We start from the raw sequence: 15,774 nt of genomic DNA, 5'->3' as shown, positions 1-15,774 counted from the left end.
TCATTCGACAGGAACCCCATGAGCGACACTTCCCCCTACGGCTTCGAGCTTGTGCGGCGTGGGTACGACCGCGCTCAGGTGGACGAACGTATCTCCAAGCTCGTCTCCGACCGTGACAGCGCTCTTGCTCGTATCACTGCTCTGGAAAAGCGCATTGAGGAGCTGCACCTCGAGACGCAGAACGCGCAGGCGCAGGTAGCCGACGCCGAACCGTCGTACGCGGGCCTCGGTGCCCGCGTCGAGAAGATCCTCCGCCTCGCCGAGGAGGAGGCGAAGGACCTGCGCGAGGAGGCTCGTCGCGCAGCCGAGCAGCACCGTGAACTCGCCGAGTCGGCGGCCCAGCAGGTGCGCAACGACGCCGAGTCGTTCGCGGCCGAGCGCAAGGCCAAGGCGGAGGACGAGGGCGTCCGGATCGTCGAGAAGGCCAAGGGCGAGGCGGGCACCCTGCGCAGCGAGGCGCAGAAGGACGCCCAGCAGAAGCGCGAGGAGGCGGACGCCCTCTTCGAGGAGACCCGCGCCAAGGCCGCCCAGGCCGCGGCCGACTTCGAGACGAACCTCGCCAAGCGCCGCGAGCAGTCGGAGCGTGACCTGGCATCGCGTCAGGCCAAGGCGGAGAAGCGTCTCGCGGAGATCGAGCACCGGGCCGAGCAGCTGCGCCTGGAGGCCGAGAAGCTCCGCACGGACGCCGAGCGTCGCGCCCGTCAGACGGTGGAGACGGCTCAGCGTCAGGCCGAGGACATCGTGGCAGACGCGAACGCCAAGGCGGACCGGATCCGGAGCGAGTCCGAGCGGGAGCTCGCCGCGCTCACCAACCGCCGGGACTCGATCAACGCTCAGCTCACCAACGTGCGCGAGATGTTGGCCACGCTCACCGGTGCGGCTGTGGCTGCCGCGGGTACGCCTGCCGAGGACGAGCCGGTGTCTCGTGGGGTGCCTGCTCAGCAGACGCGTTGAGTACGTAGCCCCTCGGGGCACTGTCAGAGCCCTCTGTCCAAGTGGCAGGGGGCTCTGTCCCGTTTTAGCGTGGCCGCATGATCGAGCTCGAGGGGCTGACCAAGCGGTACGGCGAGAAGCTGGCCGTCAACGACCTCACCTTCACCGTGCGTCCGGGCATGGTCACCGGCTTCCTCGGGCCCAACGGCGCCGGCAAGTCCACGACGATGCGGATGATGCTCGGGCTCGACAACCCCACGGCGGGCGCTGCGCGGATCGACGGCAAGCGGTACGCCCAGCTGAAGGATCCGCTCAAGTACATCGGCGCCCTGCTCGACGCCAAGGCCATGCACGGCGGGCGCAGCGCCTTCAACCATCTCCTGTGCCTCGCGCAGAGCAACGGCATCCCGCGGGCCCGCGTCCACGAGGTCCTCGACACGGTGGGCCTGACGCAGGTCGCCAGGAAGAAGGCCAAGGGCTTCTCGCTCGGCATGGGGCAGCGGCTCGGCATCGCGGGCGCGCTGCTCGGCGATCCCGAGATCCTCATGTTCGACGAGCCGGTCAACGGCCTCGACCCGGAGGGCATCCACTGGATCCGCAACCTGATGAAGTCCCTCGCCTCCCAGGGCCGCACGGTCTTCGTCTCCTCCCACCTGATGAGTGAAATGGCGCTGACCGCCGACCATCTCGTCGTCATCGGGCAGGGCCGGCTCCTGGCGGACACGTCCATGGCGGACTTCATCCAGCAGAACTCGCGCAGTTACGTCCGGCTGCGCTCCCCGCAGCGCGAGCGCCTCCTCGACGTGCTGCACCAAGAGGGCGTCACCGCCGTCGAGACGGGCAACGGCACCCTCGAGGTCGACGGCACCCCCTCGGAGGACCTCGGTGAGCTGGCCGCCCGCCATCAGCTCGTACTCCATGAGCTCAGCCCCCAGCGGGCCTCGCTCGAGGAGGCGTTCATGCAGCTCACCGCGGAGTCGGTGGAGTATCACGCGCATGCCGACCACGCGGGCCCCGGCGGCGCCGCCCCGCCGCCCTCCGCGCAGGCCGCGGGCTGGGGCGAGAGCTGGCAGCAGCCGAAGAAGGGGTCCTGAACGATGGCCGCGACGCAGGTACTGAAGTCGGAGTGGACCAAGATCCGGTCGGTCTCGTCGACCGTGTGGACGCTGGGCCTCGCCGTGGTCGTCACGGTCGGGCTCGGCCTGCTGATCAGCATTCTGGCGAAGAACGACTACGACAGTCTCAACGCCCAGGACCGCAGGGTCTTCGACCCGACCTTCACCAGCTTCGCCGGGATGAGCCTCGGCCAGCTCGCGATGATCGTCTTCGGGGTGCTCGTCGTCTCGAACGAGTACAGCACCGGCATGATCCGCACCTCGCTCTCCGCGGTACCGCAGCGCGCCACCTTCATGGCGAGCAAGGTCGCGATCGCCACCCTGCTCTGTCTGGTGGTCGGTCTGGTCACGAGCTTCATCGCGTTCTTCGTGGGTCAGGCGATGCTCGGTGAGCACAAGGCGCTGATCGGCGATCCCGGCGTGCTGCGCGCGGTGATCGGCGGCGGGCTCTACATGACGCTCATCGCGATGTTCTCGATGGGCGTCGCGACGATGCTGCGCAGTCCGATGCTGTCCCTCGGCATCCTGATGCCGTTCTTCTTCCTCATCTCCAGCATCCTGGGCAACGTGTCGGCGACGAAGAAGATCGGCCGCTTCCTCCCCGACCAGGCCGGAAGCAAGATCATGCAGGTGAAGTCACCTCTGGACGACGACACCCCGTACGGGCCCTGGGGCGGGCTCGCGATCATGGTGGTGTGGGTCGTGGTCGCGCTGATCGGCGGCTATGTGCTGCTGAAGAAGCGGGACGCCTGAGACCACGGGGAGTTTTTGCGCGCTCTTGGCTGGAACCGTCAGCTCCCCGTTATCCTCCTAACCCTTACGGGGGCGTGTGCCCCGACGTCCTGAACCATTCGATGGGTGCGGAGAATGATCGAGGCAGTCGGCCTGACGAAGCGCTATGGCGCCAAGACAGCCGTGTACAACCTTTCCTTTCAGGTGCGACCCGGCACGGTCACCGGCTTCCTGGGCCCGAACGGCTCCGGCAAGTCGACGACCATGCGCATGATCCTCGGGCTCGACCAACCCACCACGGGCCAGGTGACGATCGGCGGCTACCCGTACCGCAAGCTCCCCAACGCCCCCCGCCAGGTCGGCGCGCTGCTCGACGCCAAGGCGGTACACGGCGGCAGGCACGCCCGCAACCACCTCCTGTGCCTCGCGCAGCTCTCCGGCATCCCGGCCCGCCGGGTCGACGAGGTGCTCGGCGTCGTGGGCCTCCAGGAAGTGGCGAAGAAGCGCTCCAAGGGCTTCTCGCTCGGCATGGGCCAGCGCCTCGGCATCGCCGCCGCCCTGCTCGGCGACCCGCAGGTGCTGCTCTTCGACGAGCCGGTCAACGGCCTCGACCCCGAGGGCATCCTCTGGGTCAGGAACCTGATGAAGTCCCTCGCCGCCGAGGGCCGCACGGTCTTCGTCTCCTCGCACCTCATGAGCGAGATGGCCCTCACCGCCGAGCACCTGATCGTCATCGGCCGCGGGCAGCTCCTCGCGGACATGAGCGTCAAGGACTTCATCTCGCACAACTCCGCGGACTTCGCCCGCGTACGGACGCCGGAAGGCGATGTGCAGCAGCGCGAGAAGCTGTCGGCCGCGCTGAGCGAGGCCGGCGGCCAGGTCATGCCCGAGCAGGACGGCGCGCTGCGCGTGACCGGGCTCCCGCTCCCCCGCATCAGCGACCTCGCGCACGGCGCGGACGTCCGCGTGTGGGAGCTCTCCCCGCACCAGGCCTCACTGGAAGAGGCGTACATGCGGATGACGCAGGGCGCCGTCGACTACCGCTCGACGGTCGACCAGCGCGCGGGACTCCAGCAGCAGCTGCCGCCGGGCGCGATGCCGCAGCAGCCGATGCCGGTGGCCGGGCAGGGCCAGCCCGGGTGGTACGCGCCGCCGCCGCCCCAGCAGGGCGGCCAGCCGTTCGCGATGCCGCAGGGCGCCCCTCAGGGTCCTCCTCAGGGGACCCCCAACCCGTACGCGGCCGCCCCCGCACCTGAGATGACCAAGAGCGCCAACGACAACGAGGATGCCCGATGACCACGCCTCCGACTCCGCAGCCGCAGGCGCAGCCCCAGCAGGCGTACGCACAGGCAGGCGCTCCCCCGCAGGGCGCCCCGATGCCGCAGGGCGCCCCGATGCCGCAGGGCGCCCCGATGGCTCCCCCGCCGGCCGCCCCCGCGCCGCCCTCCGCCTGGCAGCAGGCGATGAACAACGCCTACACCTCGCCGATCCCGGTCAGGAAGACCCACCTCGGCAACGCCCTGGCGTCCGAGTGGACGAAGATCAAGTCGGTCCGCTCGACGATGTGGACCCTCGGCGTCTTCTTCCTCCTGGTCGTCGGCATCGGACTGCTCGTGGCCGCGAACACGGAGGACCGTGACTACGCGGACGTGCCGTTCACGATCCCGGCGTTCTTCGGTCTCGTGCTCGGCCAGATCTGCCTGATCACGCTCGGCGTCCTGGTGACGTCGTCCGAGTACGGCACGGGCATGATCCGTACGACGTTCACGGCGTCGCCGCAGCGTTACCGCGTGCTCGCCGCCAAGATCCTGATCTTCTTCGTGATCGCCTTCGTCGTCTCGGCGGGCTCCATCCTGCTGGTGGGCCTGATGACGTCGGGGATGCACAGTGGCCCCGAGGCCGGCGACGTCGACTGGTCGGGCACGGTCCTCAAGGGCGGGCTCTACGTATCGCTCCTGGGCGTCCTCGCGCTCGCCGCCGGATCGATGCTGCGCCACTCGGCGGGTGCGATCACCGCGATGCTCGGCGTGGTCCTGGTGCCCGCGATCCTGCCTGTGTTCCTGATGATCTCCGAGGGCACGCGTCCCCTCGGAGAGAAGATGATGGACTACAACGCCATCAATTCCCTCGCCAAGATCTTCGACATGGACGGCACGGGCGGCGGCACCTCGCAGCTGCTGCTGCTCGTCGGCGTGACGGTGGCCGCGATCGTCGGCGCCTTCGCCCTCCTGGAGAAGCGCGACGTGTAGCCGCCTTCGGGGGTCTCAGTACCTCGGCGCGTTACGGGACCGCTGCACCCGCGTGGTGCGGCGGTCCTTCGCGTTCCAGCAGGCCTTGTGCCAGTGCCTGCGCATCTCCACGCCCGAGTGCTCGGGCCAGGCCACCACGTGCGCGACCCCGGAGGGGATCTCCTGGTCGCAGCCGGGACAGCGGTAGGTCTTGCCGGCCGCACCGGCGCCCACGACATGGCGCAGGCTCCACTGCTCGCCCTGCCAGCTCTCGGTGGACTGGAAGCCGCCGTAGCGGCCCGTCGTATCCGCGTCCGAGCGCGGGCTGTCTTCTCCGGCGCCCTTCGGGCGGTTGCGACGCGGGGACACGGGACACCTCACGGGATGTACGGGGGCCAGGGTGAGTCCAGCCTACGCGGCGCGGACGCGGGTAGGCGCCCTGCACCAACCCCCACAGATCCCCCCTGCATTTCGCAGAAAATCCGTCAATCTTCATGCCAAGCCGTGCCTTTGGCACGTGTCATGCGTTGTTGCCCGTAGGGGGAGTGCCTGCGTCGGCGCCAAGGAGGCAGGAGTGCGATGCGTGTAGGTAGTTTTGTTCTGGCCGCCCAGTTCCCTGGACAGGGGCAGGGAGAGGCGCTGCACCGTGCGGTGCGGTCCGCCGAGGTGGCCGAGGAGGCGGGTCTGGACTCGGTCTGGCTCGCCGAGCACCACTTCGTGCCGTACGGCACATGTCCGTCCGCCGTGACCCTTGCCGCGCTCCTTCTCGGGCGTACGCGGCACATCCGCGTCGGCACCGCCGTGAGCGTCCTGCCGACCGTTCATCCCGTCGCCCTGGGCGAGCAGGCGGCGCTGCTGCATCTGACGTCCGGCGGGCGGTTCTCGCTGGGCGTGGGGCGCGGCGGGCCGTGGGTGGACCTGGAAGTCTTCGGGTCCGGCCTCGACGCGTACGAGAACGGCTTCCCGGAATCGCTCGACCTGCTGCTCCGGTGGCTGAGCGAGCCCCGGGTCGCGAGCGACGCGGAACGCTTTCCCTTCCGCGAGGTCGCCGTGGTGCCACGGCCGCAGGAGGCACTGACCGGCGCGGGCGAGGACACCGGGGAGAGCGCTGCGGGCCCCGAGGTGATCGTCGCCTGCACCTCGCCGTCCAGCGTGCGGCTCGCGGCGGAACGCGGTCTGCCGATGCTGCTCGGCATGCACGTCGGCGACGAGGAGAAGGCCGAAATGGTGGCGTTGTGGCGCAGGCACGCGCGCGCCGCGGGGCGCACGCCGGAGGAGGTCCTGCGGGCCTCGCACGTCTCGGCCGGGGTCGCGCAGATCGCGGACCGGCGCCTGGACGCGGCGGAGACGCTGCAGAAGGCGATGCCGGGGTGGCTCAAGCAGGGGCTTGCCGCGCATGTCACGGTCGACGGCCGCGCACGGGCGATGCGGGACCCGCTCGCGTACACGGAACTGCTCTGCGGTCTGCATCCGGTGGGCACCCCGCGGCTGTGCGCCGACCGGATCGCGGCGACCTCGGAGCGCACGGGGATCACACGCTTCGCGCTGCTTGTCGAGGGCTCGGGCGATCTGGCGACGACGGAGGAGAACGTCCGAAGGCTTGGCGCCGAAGTGCTGCCACAGCTCGGCTGAGCCGCTGAGGCGGGGAGCTGCCGCTCCGGTACTAGAACACCTCCCGCGTACGGAGCGGCAGCAAAAGGCGTCAGCAGTCCCGCAGTTCGGGCGACTGGTTGAGCAGCTGGCCCCGGATCGAGGTGAAACGGGCGAGCCTGTCGTCCACGGATGCATCCAGCGGGAACACCGCCACACGATGGCAGTTCTGGAATGCGAGCCGCACTCCGAAGTGCCGCTGCAGAGCGCCGCGAATCGCGTCACTCGCCAGCGCCCGCAGGAGCTGGCCGCGTGCCTGCTCGTTCGGTGGCGGCGTCTGGTTGTCGGCGAACTCGCCGCCGTCAACCTTCAGCTGGGCCACCAGGGAGCTGATCATCTCCCATGCGTAAGGCAGGGAGGTCCGGACGCAGTCGACGAATTCCGCTTCATCGACCTCGCCTCGCTCGGCCTGTTCCAACAGTGCCGGTGAGACGTCGAGCGACATGGGTTCTCCTCTCGCACCCCCGGGGAGCGGGGGCTTCCGGACAGGGCAGGAGCCCGCACACGCAGCGTGCACGCACGGCGACCTCCTGCTTATACGGTAAGCACCGGACCCGCGCTGCACCAGGAGATTGGGAACATAACCGGCCAGGATCGAACAGGGCCATCGCCGGAGGAATCGCGCGGACCACCTGGGGTCGAGTAGCGTTGCGCCCCATGCGTCTCGTCATTGCCCGATGCTCCGTGGATTACGCGGGCAGGCTCACAGCCCATCTCCCGTCGGCCCCCCGCCTGATCCTTGTGAAGGCGGACGGCAGTGTCTCGATCCACGCGGACGACCGGGCCTACAAACCTCTCAACTGGATGTCCCCGCCCTGCACCTTGAAGGAGGGGACGGGGGACGACGCGGGCGTCTGGACCGTCGTGAACAAGGGCGGCGAGAAACTCATCATCACGATGGAGGAGATCCTGCACGACTCCTCGCACGAACTGGGCGTCGATCCCGGCCTCATCAAGGACGGCGTGGAAGCACATCTCCAGGAGCTGCTCGCCGACCGGATCGAGACGCTCGGCGAGGGCTATTCACTGATCCGGCGCGAGTACATGACGGCGATCGGCCCGGTGGACATCCTCTGCCGCGACGCCGACGGGCAGACCGTCGCCGTCGAGATCAAGCGGCGCGGCGAGATCGACGGCGTCGAGCAACTCACCCGCTATCTCGAGCTGTTGAACCGCGACCCGCACCTGGCGCCCGTCAAGGGTGTCTTCGCCGCCCAGGAGATCAAGCCGCAGGCCCGCGTGCTCGCCACGGACCGCGGCATCGGCTGCGCCGTCCTGGACTACAACGCGATGCGCGGCATCGAGGACGACAAGCTGCGGCTGTTCTAGGAGTTCTTGTACGTGAGAGGGGGCCGGGTCCTGAAGGACCCGGCCCCCTCTTGTGCGTACGTGCGTCAGATCGTCGACGCGGAGCTGGAACTCGACGCGCTGTCGCTCGTCGCCGGGCCGCTCGCGGAGTCCGAGGTGTCCGGGGACGACGGCGGGTCCGGCGTCGGGTCCGTGCTCGGCGGCGGGGTGGTCGGCGGCTTGGTCGTCGGCGGCTTCGTCGTGGGCGGCTTGGTCGTGGGCGGCTTCGTGGTCGGCGGCTTGGTCGTGGGCGGTTTCGTCGTCGGCGGCTTCGTCGTCGGCTTGTCCGAGGTGTCGTCGGACGGCTTGCCGCTGTCGCTGGGTTCGTCCGACGGTTCGCCGCTCTCGCTCGGCGTGCCGTCGTCCTCGGTGCCGGGGACGGTGTCCGGGCCGCCGTCGTCCGGGCGGCTCGTCGAGTCCTCGGCCGGCTTGTCGGCGGTCAGGCCGTCGTCGTCCTGGTCCTCGCTCGCCGACTGCTCCGTCTTGACCTTGTCGGGCGGGTTGTCCTTGTTGTCCGACGTCGCGCCGAGGGTCACCACGGTGCCGAGCACGGCGGCAAGGAGAGCTCCGGCGCCCGCCGCCACGAGGTTGCGCCGGGTGCCGTTGACGATGGAGCGGCGGGTCGGTGCCGGGCCGCCCGCGCCCGCTGCGGGCGCGGCCTTGCGGGTGACCAGGGTCTCTGGCTCCGGGGGCGGCGCGGGCAGCGCGAACGCCGCCGGTACGCCGCCGGGTGGCGATGCCGATTCCTCGTAGCGGGCGTCGGGCATTTCCTCGCCCGCTGCCTGGCTCGCGCCGGGCAGCACCCCGCCCGAGCGGTCGGCGACCAGGGCGAGGGCCCTGCGTCCCGCGATCATGCCCCGCTTGTCGGCGAGCGCGCCGCGCAGGCCGATGGAGGCCTCCAGTTCGACGCGGGCCCGGTCGAGCGAGCCGCCGCAGAGCGCGAGAATGCCGAGCTCATGGTGGAAGTACGCCTCTTCGGCGACCTCGCCCGCGGTCCGCGCCGCCTCCTGGCCCGACCGCAGGGCACGCTCCCAGGCACCCCAGTCGAGGCCTCCCGCGAAGGCCGGCGCGACGGTGCGGGCAAGCAGCACGGCGGCGCTCTCCTCGCTGCTGGCCGCCCCCGAAGCGGACTGTCCGGCGACCAGGACGCCCAGCGCCGCGAGCACGGCGTCGGCCTCGGCCACGACCCGCTCCGGGCCGACCGAGGGGTGCCCCGCCCACCAGGCGTAGTGCTGGGCGGCGCCCTGGGCTCGCTCGGCGGAGTCGTCCGCGTACCCGGAAGCCTCCAGCTGCGTACGCACTCCGGCGGCGAGCCGGTAGTGCGAGCCGACCGCCGTGACGAGCGCGGTGGAGACCAGCTCGGCGAGGGCCGCGTCCGCGTGGGTGTCCCCCACGAGGGCGGGCAGATGGGCCTGGTGCGGCAGTTCGCCGCCGAGCGCGACGGCGAACCGCAGCGTGGTGCGCGCCGACGGGCTCAGGCGGGAGGCGAGCAGCACCGCGGGCGCCGCGCCGTCGGCGAGCGAGGGCAGCGGAACGTCGTGGCCCTCGGCGCCGAAGGGCGCGTCGACCGGGGCGTCGGTGTAGTAGCCGTACTCGTCGAAGGCGTTCGGGTCGGCGCGCAGCTGGTCGCGCTGGCGCAGCAGGGCGCCGGCCTGGACGAAGCGCAGGGGCAGCCCCTCCGACTCGAACCACAGGTCGCCCGCCCAGCCGGCCTCGTCGTCGGTCAGGACGCGGCCGACGGCGCGCTCCAGGAGTTCGAGGCCGCCGCTGCGGCCGAGGCCGCCGAGGAAGACCTCTTCGAGGTGCGATTCGGGGGACGGCGCCGCGACGTCGGGGGTCGCGGAGATGAGGAAGGCGCACTCGGGCGTGGCCTCGAGCAGCTCCTCCAGAGCTGCCGCGCCGAACTCCAGGTCGTCGAGGACGACGACCGCGCCGATGTCGTGGACGAGTTCGAGCAGCAGGGCGCGGTCGGGGCGGTGCAGCGGGGCGTTGTAGACCGCGGCGAAGAGGTCCTGGAGCAGGTCGCCGGGCGTCTTGTGGTACCCGGAGAGCCGTACGACGCCGTCCGGTGCGAGGTCCGCGCAGTCCTCCGCGACAGCGTTCAGGAGCGAGGTGCGCCCCGAGCCCGCGGGGCCCGTGAGCCGCACCGAGCGCCCGCGCGCGAGCAGGCGCACGAGCCGCTCGCGCTCCTCCTGCCGCTCCAGGAGCGGCAACCGGGGCAGCACGGGCCCCGGCGGCAGTGGCGGGGCCGATGCGCGGCGCAGTTCGGCGCGTTCGGCGGCGGTGCGCTTGACGGGCCGTGCGGGCCGCTCTCCCGGCGGGCAGGGTTCGATCTCGCTGCCGTCGACGGGGTTCACGGTGAGCAGGAAGTCGCCCGAGACGAGCTGGACGGTGCGGGCGAGCGCGGGCGCGGGCTGCCCGAAGTCTGGTGTCAGAGGGTCACGCGGTGGACGCACGGGTCGCGCCGAATCGTCGTCGTTGATGCCGTCATGGCCGTACTCTTCCGGTCCCCGGTTCATCGGGTCCATGGTCAAAGCCCCCCAGATGCGTCGTGTGCACAGCCCCCTCCGGCCTTGTGCACACTGCGCTGTCGCTTCTGGTCCGGTGCCCCCGCTCGGGCGTCTGTCTTCGTCATGACGGTGGGCGACCGAACCCTAGACCTTCGCTCAGTATCTCCGAACGGGCGGGGTACCGCTCCGCCCGAGACGTCACAGTCTCGTGAGGATTGTGCGCGAGAGGTGTCTCACACACGAGGCAGCGATTCGACCCCGATGCCGCCCTCGATGGCAAGGATCCGGTGCAGCCGGGTGGCCACGAGCAGGCGCTGCATCTGGGGCGGCACACTGCGCAGCACGAGCCGGCGTCCGCACCGTCCCGCGCGCCGGTGCGCGCCCATGATGACGCCGAGTCCCGTGGCGTCCCACGAGTCGAGTTCGGACAGGTCGAGCACCAGGTCTCCGGCTCCGTCGTCGACGGCCGAGTGCAGGACCGTTCGGGCGTCCGCCGCGCTGCGTACGTCGAGGCGTCCCCCGACGACCAGCTGGGCCTGGTCGCCCCTGATGTGCATATGCGCTCCCCGAGAGTGCTGAGTTTCCTGTGACGTCTGTTCCGTACGGCGTCTGCGTATGTCACTGCAACTGACTGCCGCGTGGGCGAGGAAGTTGCCGTCTGTAAGCGAACCGATACCGAATTCACCCCGAGGAGTGACCCCGCGGGGGAGGAAGCAGACTTCAGTGCTTGTAGAAGCCCTGCCCGCTCTTGCGGCCGATGTCACCGGCGTCAACCATCCGGCGCATCAGCTCGGGCGGTGCGAACTTCTCGTCCTGGGACTCCGTGTAGATGTTGCTCGTGGCGTGCAGCAGGATGTCGACGCCCGTCAGGTCGGCGGTCGCGAGCGGCCCCATGGCGTGCCCGAAGCCGAGCTTGCAGGCGATGTCGATGTCCTCGGCGGTGGCGACGCCCGACTCGTAGAGCTTCGCGGCCTCGACGACGAGCGCGGAGATCAGACGGGTCGTCACGAAGCCGGCGACATCGCGGTTCACCACGATGCAGGTCTTGCCCACGGACTCGGCGAACTCGCGCGTGCGGGCGAGGGTTTCGTCGCTGGTCTTGTAGCCGCGCACCAGCTCGCACAGCTGCATCATCGGCACCGGCGAGAAGAAGTGCGCGCCCACGACCCGCTCAGGACGCTCCGTCACAGCCGCGATCTTCGTGATCGGGATGGCGGAGGTGTTCGACGCGAGCACGGCGTCCTCGCGCACGATCTTGTCGAGCGTACGGAAGATCTCGTGCTTGACCTCGAGCTTCTCGAAGACGGCCTCGACGACGATGTCCGCGTCGGCGACGGCGTCCATGTCGGTGCTCGTCGTGATGCGCCCGAGCGCCGCCTCGGCGTCATCGGCGGCGAGCTTGCCCTTGCTCACGAACTTGTCGTACGACGCCTTGATCCCGTCGGTGCCACGGGTCAGGGCCTCATCGGTGACGTCGCGCAGGACGACGTCCCAGCCCGCCTGGGCGGAGACCTGTGCGATGCCGGACCCCATGAGTCCGGCTCCGATGACGGCGAGCTTCCGTGCCACTGTTCCGACTCCCCTACCGCTTATCACGCCTGGCTTACACGCTGTTTACGTTTGCCCTTTGAGCGGACATTAGCGGTCGTGAGGGCCGAGGTGGCGGCGAAGAGACACGCGTCACGTCTCAGATGACGGACATCACACCGGTACGGGTCGTGCGCGTCATTCGGCGTCGCGCACCGCGTAGTTGAGGACCTTTTCGCCGAGCAGGTCCTCCATCTCGTCGAGCAGGACGAGAGCCTCGCGGGACACTTCGGCGGGCTTGCGGCACTTGGTCATCTCGTCGCCGATCCAGGCCATGAGGGTGCTGTGGACCCAGGAGAGCTGACCCGCGATCAGGCCGGGCATCGGATCGCCTTCGGCGGCCCTCGTCTCGTCGGCGAGGGTCTTCGCGAGGTGGTCGAGCGCCTCCTGCTGGATCTCCCAGAGCCGGGAGCGCAGGCCGTGGGCGTCGGTGATGACCCTCATGAAGTCGGCCCAGCCCGGGAAGAGGCCGACATGCGGCGAGACGCCCTCCACGTCCGAGCGCAGTTCGCGCAGGACGGCGGCTACGGCCGACTCCCCCGCGCGCCGGCCCCGCACGTAGCCGGAGAGCCGCTCGACGACGGCCTCGCCGCGGTCGAGGAAGAGGTCCTCCTTGACCGGGAAGTAGTTGTAGACGGTGTTCACGGAGACGTCGGCGGCCTCCGCGACGTCCGCGACGGTCACCGTGACGAAGCCGTGCTCCAGGAAGAGCCCCGTCGCGATGTCCGAGATCCGCTGCTTGGTCTGCCGCTTCTTGCGCTCCCTGAGTCCTTCAGCCATGCCCCCCACCCTACGGGCACTGGCTAGAGCAACTGAAAAGTTGGGGCGATTGCAAAATTTAAGGGACTCTGTTTTTGTAGTCGCCATGGCAATCATCAGCACGGCCGGACTCACCCGGACCTTCCGGACCAAACGCGGCACCGTCGAAGCCGTGCGCGGCATCGACCTGACCGTCGCCCCCGGCGAGATCCTCGGCTTCCTCGGTCCGAACGGGGCGGGCAAGACGACGACGCTGCGCATGCTCACCACGCTCCTGGCACCCACCGGCGGCGCCGCCACCGTCGCGGGCTGCGACCTGGCCCGCGACCCGGCCGCCGTACGGCGCAGGATCGGGTACGTGGCCCAGTCCGGCGGCGTCGACCTCAACATCTCCGTACGCGAGGAACTGGTCACCCAGGGGCGGCTCTATCGCCTGACGAAAACGCAAGCTGCCGCTCGGGCCGCGGAGTTGGCCGCCGACCTGGACCTCACCGACCTCCTCGACCGCAAGTGCGCGACCCTCTCCGGCGGCCAGCGGCGTCGCCTCGACATCGCCATGGGGCTCGTGCACCGGCCCGAGGTCCTCTTCCTCGACGAGCCGACCACCGGGCTCGATCCGGGCAGCAGGGCGGACCTGTGGGCCCTTGTGCGGGGGCTGCGCGACGACCACGGCACCACCGTCGTCCTGACCACGCACTACCTCGACGAGGCCGACGCGCTCTGCGACCGCCTCGTCGTCATCGACAAGGGCGTCGTGGTCGCCGAAGGCGCCCCGAGCGCGCTCAAGCTCCGCTACGGCGGCTCCATCGACGCCTCGCTCCAGGACACGTTCCTGGCGATCACCGGGCGCGACCTCACCCCCAAGGACACGGCGCCCGTCGCCGTCTGAACCCCCAGGACCTCACATGCCTGCGTCCGCACTGCTCCCCGACACCGCGCTGATCTTCGGGCGGTACGCCCGCCAGACCCTGCGCTCCAAGTTCCAGATCCTCTTCGGCGTCCTGATGCCGCTGCTCTACCTGCTCTTCTTCGGCCCGCTCCTGACCGACCTGCCACTCGGCTCGCGCGGCGACTCCTGGCAGGTGCTCGTGCCGGGGCTGCTTCTCCAACTCGGCCTGTTCGGCGCCTCGTACAGCGGATTCGCGATCATCATCGAGAAGCAGTTCGGTGTGGTGGAGCGGATGCGGGTGACACCGGTCAGCCGGCTCGCGCTCCTTCTCGGGCGGGTGCTCCGCGATGCCGCGCTCTTCGTCTTCCAGGCGGTCCTTCTCGTCCTCGCGGCCGTGGTGATGGGGCTGCGGGCGCCGCTCGCCGGCATCCTCATCGGCTTCGCCTTCGTGGGCGCCTTGACGGTCGTCCTCGCGTCGCTCTCGTACGCGCTCGCGCTGCTCGTCTCCAAGCCGCACGAGTTCGGGCCCGTCATCAACGCGGTCAGCATGCCCTCGATGCTGCTCTCCGGCCTGATGCTGCCGATGGCGCTCGCGCCGGGCTGGCTGGACGTGCTCTCGCACTTCATGCCGTTCCGCTATCTCGTGGACGCGGTGCGGGCCGCCTATGTGGGCGAGTACGCGAGTACGGCGATGCTGTACGGCGTCCTGATGGCGGCCGCGCTCGCGGCCGGGTCCGTGACGGTCGGCACACGTGTCTTCAGGAAGGCGGGCGCGTAACTAGGCTGACCCCATGGTCAATCTGACGCGCATCTACACCAGGACCGGCGACAAGGGCACGACGGCCCTCGGCGACATGAGCCGGACCGCCAAGACCGATCCGCGGATCTCGGCATACGCCGACACGAACGAGGCCAATGCCGCGATCGGCGCGGCCATCGCCCTCGGTCAGCTCGACGAAGAGGTCGCGAAGGTCCTGGTCCGGGTCCAGAACGACCTCTTCGACGTGGGCGCCGACCTGTCGACGCCGGTCGCCGAGAACCCGGAGTACCCGCCGCTGCGCGTCGAGCAGTTCTACATCGACAAGCTGGAAGCGGACTGCGACCGCTTCAATGATCAGCTGGAGAAGCTGCGCAGCTTCATCCTGCCGGGGGGCACGGCGGGTGCCGCGCTGCTGCACCAGGCCTGCACCGTGGTGCGGCGGGCCGAGCGGTCGACGTGGGCAGCCTTCGAGGTCCATGGCGAGGTCATGAACCCCTTGACTGCCACGTATCTGAACCGGCTCTCCGACCTGCTGTTCATCCTCGCGCGGATCGCCAACAAGGACGTCGGCGACGTGCTGTGGGTGCCGGGCGGCGAGCGTTAGAGCTTGCTCAGGAAGCTCGGGCGGTCGTCCTTGGCGGGCGCTACCGCCGGTGCCTTCTTCGGGAAGAGCGTGTAGCTCGCCGCGATGACCACGTTGATGCCGATCAGCCAGAGCATCCGCTGCTGCCAGCCACGCAGCGAACCGATGTCGCCTTCGCCGCCGACGTACCAGACCGCGCCCTGCAGCAGTGCCATGGCGATCAGGCCCGCCAGGATCCAGCGGGCGGCGAGCTTCCACTCGTGCAGGGCGCGGGCCATGCCGTACTCGGGGATCGACGGCGGGGGGCCGCCCGCGAAGCGGTGGGCGACGCGGACGTCCACCCACTTGATCGTGTAGTGGCCGAGCGCGATGGAGTAGCCGATGTAGACCGCGGCGAGGCCGTGCTTCCAGTCCGGCTCCGCGCCGTTCTTCAGGTCGATCGCGGTGACGACGAAGAGGACGACCTCCAGGATCGGCTCGCACAGCAGCACCGCGACACCGGCTCGCGGCATCTTCGCCGCATAGCGCAGGGCCAGGCCGCCGGCCAGCAGCACCCAGAAGCCGACCTCGCAGATGATGATCAGCGTGACGATCACGGTTCGCTCCTCTCGGTCACCCTTCAAGGCTCCCTGCGGACCGGCCGCGGATCGTCGTCGCCAGTGACGAAGTGGGACTGCACCC

17 protein-coding genes are annotated in these 15,774 nt (G+C 69.9%); 10 read left to right on the top strand and 7 right to left on the bottom strand.

From position 1 onward, the window contains the following. The first annotated feature begins 18 nt into the window (after window positions 1–18). The 5 genes from ACZ5WE_RS18315 to ACZ5WE_RS18295 all read left to right on the top strand — a co-directional run bounded on the left by ACZ5WE_RS18315 (window position 19) and on the right by ACZ5WE_RS18295 (window position 5,029). Entirely contained in the window at window positions 19–954 is a 936-nt protein-coding gene (locus tag ACZ5WE_RS18315) for a coiled-coil domain-containing protein (RefSeq protein ID WP_344529168.1), read from the top strand. A gap of 77 nt (window positions 955–1,031) precedes the next feature. Then, window positions 1,032–2,027, top strand: a complete 996-nt coding sequence (locus ACZ5WE_RS18310; protein ID WP_467689118.1) for an ABC transporter ATP-binding protein — start codon at window positions 1,032–1,034, stop codon at window positions 2,025–2,027. 3 nt (window positions 2,028–2,030) lie between these two features. Next, window positions 2,031–2,801, top strand: coding sequence for an ABC transporter permease (locus ACZ5WE_RS18305; protein WP_467689116.1), 771 nt, complete (start codon window positions 2,031–2,033; stop codon window positions 2,799–2,801). A gap of 114 nt (window positions 2,802–2,915) precedes the next feature. Next, complete coding sequence (locus ACZ5WE_RS18300; RefSeq protein ID WP_467689114.1) at window positions 2,916–4,076, top strand: ABC transporter ATP-binding protein; 1,161 nt, start codon at window positions 2,916–2,918, stop codon at window positions 4,074–4,076. Between the two features lie 116 nt (window positions 4,077–4,192). Next, complete coding sequence (locus ACZ5WE_RS18295) at window positions 4,193–5,029, top strand: ABC transporter permease (RefSeq protein ID WP_467689223.1); 837 nt, start codon at window positions 4,193–4,195, stop codon at window positions 5,027–5,029. Window positions 5,030–5,044: 15 nt separating this feature from the next. Here the strand turns inward: ACZ5WE_RS18295 and ACZ5WE_RS18290 are convergent, their stop codons facing one another. Then, a complete protein-coding gene (locus ACZ5WE_RS18290) occupies window positions 5,045–5,377 on the bottom strand; it encodes an ATP/GTP-binding protein (RefSeq protein WP_467689112.1) in 333 nt (110 codons plus the stop codon). A gap of 210 nt (window positions 5,378–5,587) precedes the next feature. Between ACZ5WE_RS18290 and ACZ5WE_RS18285 the strand changes: the two genes are divergently transcribed. Continuing rightward, entirely contained in the window at window positions 5,588–6,640 is a 1,053-nt protein-coding gene (locus tag ACZ5WE_RS18285) for an LLM class flavin-dependent oxidoreductase (RefSeq protein ID WP_467689110.1), read from the top strand. 70 nt (window positions 6,641–6,710) lie between these two features. On the opposite strand, the gene ACZ5WE_RS18280 is transcribed toward ACZ5WE_RS18285, so the two are convergent. Then, window positions 6,711–7,103: an SCO5389 family protein gene (locus tag ACZ5WE_RS18280; protein WP_160507250.1), complete on the bottom strand. Its 393-nt coding sequence runs from the start codon at window positions 7,101–7,103 to the stop codon at window positions 6,711–6,713. A gap of 212 nt (window positions 7,104–7,315) precedes the next feature. On the opposite strand from ACZ5WE_RS18280, the gene nucS reads away from it, so the two are divergent. Continuing rightward, the gene (nucS, locus tag ACZ5WE_RS18275) at window positions 7,316–7,987 is read left to right on the top strand and encodes an endonuclease NucS (protein WP_467689108.1); all 672 of its coding nucleotides are present in this window, start codon (window positions 7,316–7,318) and stop codon (window positions 7,985–7,987) included. 65 nt (window positions 7,988–8,052) lie between these two features. Here the strand turns inward: nucS and ACZ5WE_RS18270 are convergent, their stop codons facing one another. From ACZ5WE_RS18270 to ACZ5WE_RS18255, 4 genes are all read right to left on the bottom strand, one after another. Then, a complete protein-coding gene (locus ACZ5WE_RS18270) occupies window positions 8,053–10,533 on the bottom strand; it encodes a P-loop NTPase family protein (protein ID WP_467689106.1) in 2,481 nt (826 codons plus the stop codon). Between the two features lie 215 nt (window positions 10,534–10,748). Continuing rightward, window positions 10,749–11,072, bottom strand: a complete 324-nt coding sequence (locus ACZ5WE_RS18265; protein ID WP_160507247.1) for an STAS domain-containing protein — start codon at window positions 11,070–11,072, stop codon at window positions 10,749–10,751. A gap of 163 nt (window positions 11,073–11,235) precedes the next feature. After that, window positions 11,236–12,084, bottom strand: a complete 849-nt coding sequence (locus ACZ5WE_RS18260) for a 3-hydroxyacyl-CoA dehydrogenase family protein (protein WP_344530689.1) — start codon at window positions 12,082–12,084, stop codon at window positions 11,236–11,238. A gap of 156 nt (window positions 12,085–12,240) precedes the next feature. Beyond that, window positions 12,241–12,882 (bottom strand): TetR/AcrR family transcriptional regulator, encoded by a 642-nt coding sequence (locus tag ACZ5WE_RS18255; RefSeq protein ID WP_467689105.1) that lies wholly within the window; start codon window positions 12,880–12,882, stop codon window positions 12,241–12,243. Window positions 12,883–12,967: 85 nt separating this feature from the next. On the opposite strand from ACZ5WE_RS18255, the gene ACZ5WE_RS18250 reads away from it, so the two are divergent. From ACZ5WE_RS18250 to ACZ5WE_RS18240, 3 genes are read left to right on the top strand one after another with little or no spacing between them, the layout of a single operon-like run. Then, complete coding sequence (locus ACZ5WE_RS18250) at window positions 12,968–13,750, top strand: ABC transporter ATP-binding protein (protein ID WP_467689103.1); 783 nt, start codon at window positions 12,968–12,970, stop codon at window positions 13,748–13,750. A 16-nt stretch (window positions 13,751–13,766) separates the two neighbouring features. Next, window positions 13,767–14,528, top strand: coding sequence for an ABC transporter permease (locus ACZ5WE_RS18245; RefSeq protein WP_467689101.1), 762 nt, complete (start codon window positions 13,767–13,769; stop codon window positions 14,526–14,528). Between the two features lie 13 nt (window positions 14,529–14,541). Then, window positions 14,542–15,114, top strand: a complete 573-nt coding sequence (locus ACZ5WE_RS18240) for a cob(I)yrinic acid a,c-diamide adenosyltransferase (protein WP_467689099.1) — start codon at window positions 14,542–14,544, stop codon at window positions 15,112–15,114. Here ACZ5WE_RS18240 and ACZ5WE_RS18235 read toward each other — a convergent pair. Next, on the bottom strand, window positions 15,111–15,689 hold the full coding sequence (locus ACZ5WE_RS18235; protein ID WP_467689097.1) for a hypothetical protein: 579 nt from the start codon (window positions 15,687–15,689) through the stop codon (window positions 15,111–15,113). The two genes, ACZ5WE_RS18240 and ACZ5WE_RS18235, sit on opposite strands and share 4 nt — an antisense overlap. Between the last annotated feature and the right edge of the window lie 85 nt (window positions 15,690–15,774).

The organism is Streptomyces sp. NPDC033180 (genome assembly GCF_055577645.1).
Note: the sequence above shows the minus strand (reverse complement) of the source record. Positions and strands in the feature narration are given on the sequence as shown.